Origin of the sequence: Mycobacterium sp. (assembly GCF_019243155.1) — a bacterium.
In the GTDB taxonomy this organism is placed as follows: Bacteria; Actinomycetota; Actinomycetes; order Mycobacteriales; family Mycobacteriaceae; genus Mycobacterium.
The window spans coordinates 1-4646 of record NZ_JAFAUS010000427.1 but is presented as its reverse complement, the minus strand read 5'-3'; the positions used below and the strand labels follow the sequence as shown (position 1 = coordinate 4646).

The 4646-nt window shown below is 69.5% G+C and carries 6 protein-coding genes; 2 read left to right on the top strand and 4 right to left on the bottom strand.

Annotated elements, in window-relative coordinates:
- Both JOZ00_RS21985 and JOZ00_RS21980 read right to left on the bottom strand, forming a co-directional pair.
- Positions 1-638 (bottom strand): GNAT family N-acetyltransferase (locus JOZ00_RS21985; protein ID WP_293347973.1); only part of this gene is annotated, 638 nt, incomplete at its 3' end.
- 9 nt (positions 639-647) lie between these two features.
- On the bottom strand, positions 648-2012 hold the full coding sequence (locus JOZ00_RS21980; RefSeq protein ID WP_293347970.1) for an FGGY-family carbohydrate kinase: 1365 nt from the start codon (positions 2010-2012) through the stop codon (positions 648-650).
- Positions 2013-2042: 30 nt separating this feature from the next.
- Between JOZ00_RS21980 and JOZ00_RS21975 the strand changes: the two genes are divergently transcribed.
- Both JOZ00_RS21975 and JOZ00_RS21970 read left to right on the top strand, forming a co-directional pair.
- On the top strand, positions 2043-3023 hold the full coding sequence (locus JOZ00_RS21975) for an NAD(P)-dependent oxidoreductase (RefSeq protein WP_293347967.1): 981 nt from the start codon (positions 2043-2045) through the stop codon (positions 3021-3023).
- The gene (locus JOZ00_RS21970) at positions 3020-3673 is read left to right on the top strand and encodes an L-fuculose-phosphate aldolase (RefSeq protein WP_293347964.1); all 654 of its coding nucleotides are present in this window, start codon (positions 3020-3022) and stop codon (positions 3671-3673) included. The genes JOZ00_RS21975 and JOZ00_RS21970 overlap by 4 nt, the downstream gene beginning before the upstream one ends.
- Before the next feature lie 8 nt (positions 3674-3681).
- On the opposite strand, the gene JOZ00_RS21965 is transcribed toward JOZ00_RS21970, so the two are convergent.
- Together JOZ00_RS21965 and JOZ00_RS21960 are read right to left on the bottom strand one after the other, a co-directional pair.
- The gene (locus JOZ00_RS21965; protein ID WP_293347961.1) at positions 3682-3804 is read right to left on the bottom strand and encodes a hypothetical protein; all 123 of its coding nucleotides are present in this window, start codon (positions 3802-3804) and stop codon (positions 3682-3684) included.
- Positions 3801-4565, bottom strand: coding sequence for an SDR family NAD(P)-dependent oxidoreductase (locus JOZ00_RS21960; protein WP_366022385.1), 765 nt, complete (start codon positions 4563-4565; stop codon positions 3801-3803). The genes JOZ00_RS21965 and JOZ00_RS21960 overlap by 4 nt, the downstream gene beginning before the upstream one ends.
- Positions 4566-4646 lie beyond the last annotated feature (81 nt).

Genomic DNA, 4646 nt, shown 5'->3' with positions numbered 1-4646 from the left:
ACCAACGGCGCGGCGGGGAAACACCACGCCAACTCCGAGCGCGACTTGCGCAGCGCGGCGGTGCCGAAGCCCCGCTTGCGGTGGTCGGGGTGAATCCAGATCCGCACGTCCACTTCGCCGCGGACCAACTCGCCGAACACCATGCCGACCTTTTCGCCCGAGTCGATCGCGACGAACCACGCGGCCTCTTCGTCGTCGACGCGGCCCAGCGCGGCCCTGATCTCGTCGTCGAGGTTGCCGGCTTGGCCGCCGGATCCGTCGCCCGACGCGCCACCCATGTCCTGCGTACGGACGTTGAAGATGTCGCGGTCCTCGGTCGCGGAGAACGGCCGGAGTTCGAGGGTGTCCCCCGAACTCGCCGGACGCTCGCCCAGGGTGAAGCTCAGCTGCTTATTCAGGTCCTCGAGCTCGGCCTGGATCGTCTTGCGCGAGTCCTTGGTGAGTCGGTCGAAGGACAGGCCGAACACCGCTTCGGCACCCGCGTGCGACGTGCCGAGCAGACCGGCGATGGCGTCGACCGCGGCCGATTTGTTGTCGGCCTCCACGATCAGGTCGAGTACTTCGTGCCGGCGCTCGAGAGCCTTCAGCAGTGCGTCAGCGATCTCTCGACGGGCAGCTTTGCGGTCCTGGTCAGTCATCACACCAGACTAGAACGCCGGTGGAGGTATCGCGCTAGACCCCGGTTCCTGAAGCTCCAGGAACCGTTGGTAGCGGGCGTCGACAGCGCCCAGCCACGCGGGATCGGGGTCGACCACGCGCTCGGTGCACACCCACCGGGCGGCGTCGGTGATCGTGGTTTCCAACCCGGCGGCCATGCGGGCGAGGAAGGCCGCTCCCAGCGCCGCCCCCTCGGGCACTCCGGACACCTGCACCGGCCGCCCGGTGGCGTCGGCGATGGCCTGCATCCACGGACTGACGCGGGTGCCGCCGCCGGCGACCACGATCCGCGACACCGAAGCCCCGCTCAGCTCGATGAGCTGGCGCACCACGAAACCCGATGCCTCGTAGGCGGCTCGCCGCAGTGCCGCCGCGTCGTGGGTCAGATCCGCGGCGTCGAGCCTGGCCCGCAGCCCCGGGTCGTGAAACGGCGTGCGCTCCCCGCGGATGTAGGGCGACCACACCGGTATTCGCCCGGGATCGATCGCCGTCGAATCTGCCGGTGCCACAACGCGATCCACCCAGCCGAGGAACAGACCGCCGGCGTTACTGGCTCCGCCGATCAGGCTCTTTCCCGAAGTGGTGTGCGGGATCGTCCACAGGCCGGGCACCTGCCGGAACTCCGAAATCGTCGTCCAGACAATCAAAGTGGTCCCGCACAGCACCAGCACGTCGCCGTCGCGGTCGGCGCCGGCCACGAACTGCTCGCACAGGGCGTCGATGGTCCCGATCGCCAACACCGCCCCGGTGTCACGCACCTGCCCCGCGGCGGCGCCGATGGTGTCCACGCGCGGCAACTGCTCACCGGCGGCGCCGTAGCTCGCGCAGGCGTCCGCGTTCCAGCCGGTTCCGTCGAAAAGCGGGAAAGCCGTCGCGGCAGTGGCGGTGTCGATGACCGCCTCCCCCGCCAGTGCGTAGTTGGCCACCGCCGGGGCGGCCCAGTAGCCGGTCGCGCCGGGCGCCTGTGCCACCGTCCAGCGCAGGAACTCCGCGGCCTCGCCCAGCGCCGGAAGCGGCTGCGCGTGCTCTTCGACGCCAGGCTTGCGGCCCCTGCCGTCGCCGTAGAGCAGCCCGGGAGTGATCGGGTGGCCCGCGGAATCCACCGCGGTCAGCGACGGCACCATCGCCGAAACCGCCACGGCGCGGGCCTGGGGGCAGCCCAGCTGTTTCAGCGCGGCCAACGGCCCGCGCCGCCACGCCTCGTCGGCGTCGTGCTCGAGCAGGTCGGGGGCGGGCACCCGCAATTCATGGGGGATCCGCACCCGCGACGTCACGTGGCCGTCGGCGTCGGCGGCCACCGCTTTGACGGCGGTGCTGCCGATATCGATGCCGATTGTGACGTCCTTACGTGACACGGGCGTCACCGTACGCCAGCATTGGGGTTCGTGACGTCAAGATCGCGCGTACTGGTGACGGCCCCGCTGCGCGGGCCGGGATTCGCCAAACTCCGTGAGCTGGCCGACGTGGTGTACGACCCCTGGATTGAGCAGACCCCGCTGCGGATCTACAGCGCCGAGCAGCTGGCCGATCGCATCAAGGCCGAGTCCGCCGATGTGGTTGTGGTGGAAAGCGATTCGGTGAGCGGGCCCGTTTTCGACCTGAGCTTGCGCGCGATCGCGTCCACCCGCGGGGACCCCAACAACGTCGACATCGCGGGGGCCACCGCCGCCGGTGTGCCGGTGCTGAACACCCCGGGGCGCAACGCCGACGCCGTCGCCGAGATGACGGTGGCCCTGCTGTTGGCCGTCACCCGCCGGCTGCTGCCCGCAGACTCGGATGTGCGCAGCGGCAACATCTTTCGCGACGGCAGCATCCCGTATCAACGGTTTCGCGGGCGCGAGATCGCGGGGCTCACCGCCGGGCTGGTGGGCCTCGGCGCGGTCGGCCGCGCGACCCAGTGGCGGTTGTCCGGGCTGGGCCTGCGCGTCGTCGCGCACGACCCCTACAACCCCGACGCCCAGCACAGCCTCGACGAGCTGCTTGCCGAAGCCGATGTCGTCTCCATGCACGCACCGGTCACCGACGACACCGTCGGCATGGTCGGCGCGCGGGAGTTCGCCGCCATGCGCGACGGCGCGGTCTTCCTCAACACCGCCCGGGCCCAGCTGCACGACACCGACGCGCTCGTCGACGCGCTGCGGGCTGGGAAGGTGGCCGCCGCCGGCCTGGACCACTTCGTCGGCGAATGGCTGCCGACCGATCACCCGCTGGTGGGCATGCCCAACGTCGTCCTGACGCCGCACATCGGCGGCGCCACCTGGGACACCGAGGCGCGGCAGGCGCAGATGGTGGCCGACGACCTGGCCGCGCTGCTTTCCGGTGAGGGGCCCACCCATATCGTCAACCCGGAGGTGCTGGGCTCATGAAATTCGTCGACAATCCGGAAAAAGCGGTGCTGGACGCGGCCAAGGACATGCTGCGCCGCGGCCTGGTCGAGGGCACCGCGGGCAACATCTCGGCCCGACGCTCCGACGGCAACGTCGTCATCACGCCGTCGTCCGTCGACTATCGCGACATGGAGCTCGACGACCTGGTGCTGATCGATCCCGACGGCGGCGTGCTGCACGCCGCCGAGGGTCGAGCGCCCTCATCGGAGATGCAGCTGCACCTGGCGTGCTACAAGGCGTTCGACGACGTCGGCAGCGTCATGCACAGTCATCCGGTGTGGGCGACGATGTTCGCCATCGCCCACCAGTCGATCCCGGCCTGCATCGATGAGTTCGCGGTGTACTGCGGCGGCGACGTTCGCTGCACCGAGTACGCGGCGTCGGGCACGCCCGACGTCGGCACCAACGCGGTCAAGGCACTCGAGGGCCGCGGCGCCGCCCTGATCGCCAACCATGGCCTGGTGGCCGTCGGACCGCGCCCCGACAAGGTTTTGCATGTCACCGCGCTGGTCGAGCGCACCGCCCAAATAGTCTGGGGTGCAAAGGCTCTCGGCGGACCAATCGCAATTCCCGAGGACGTCAACCGCAACTTCGCAGCGGTGTACGACTACCTTCGCGCCAACACCTGACGCGGAAACTAGCGCGGGTCCAAGACCACCTTCACCGCGCCACTGTCGCCCTGATTGGCGATCGCGAGCAGGTGCGCGCCGTCGGCAACCTCGAAGGGCTCCGGCGTGACCCCATACACGAGCGCCTTCATCGCCGCGCCATCGCAGCGGCCCCGGCGATGAACGCATCGAGGTCGGCGTTTTTGGCGTCGACGACCGCTTTCATGTCCGGCAGGTAATGCTCGAAACCGTCGCTGCCCAGCGCCTCGACGATCCCTTCTGCCACCACCTCGGCGGCCACCTTGGGCCCCTGGTAGAGGGGCTCCTCACTGCCCGGGTGGTCCCAGATCTCGGTGTCGACCGGTCCCGGCTCGATCAGCTTCACGGAGATCGGCGTGTGGTGCAGGTCGACGGCCATCGCCTCGCTCCAGCCGCAGAGCGCGAATTTGCTTGCGCAATAAGCCGATTCGTGGATGATTCCGAGCCGGCCGCCGACGCTGGACACGTTGACGATCATGCCGGATCCGCGCGACAGCATCCGCGGCAGCAGCGCCAGCGTCAGGCGCATCGGGGCGAAGAAGTTGACCCGCATGACGTCTTCGGCCTCGGCCGGGTCCAGCGCGATGACGCTTCGCCGCTTCGGCATCGCGGCGTCGTTGATCAGCACGTCGATGCCGCCGAGCGCATCCCAGGCCCGCAGCGCCAGGCCATCCAGCGCCGACGTGTCGCCCAGGTCGGCCACGAACATGGCCGATCCGGGAGAGGTGTGCCGGCAGTCGGCCAGCACCTCGCCCAGCCGATCCCGACGCCGCGCGATCAGCCCCACTACCGCGCCCCGGGCTGCCAGCTGTCGCGCCAGGGCCGCACCCAATCCCGATGAGGCACCCGTGATGAGCACCCGCTTACCAGCCACCGCGTACGCCATCAGTCAAGGTTGCCGCGAATCGCGGGAAGCGTACAGTGGGAGAAGCTTGTTATATCGGCTAAATATTAG

Coding starts and splice junctions, on each gene's coding strand:
- JOZ00_RS21970 (WP_293347964.1), top strand. CDS start 3,020: ATGAAATTCGTCGACAATCCGGAAAAAGCGGTGCTGGACGCGGCCAAG.
- JOZ00_RS21965 (WP_293347961.1), bottom strand. CDS start 3,804: ATGAAGGCGCTCGTGTATGGGGTCACGCCGGAGCCCTTCGAGGTTGCC.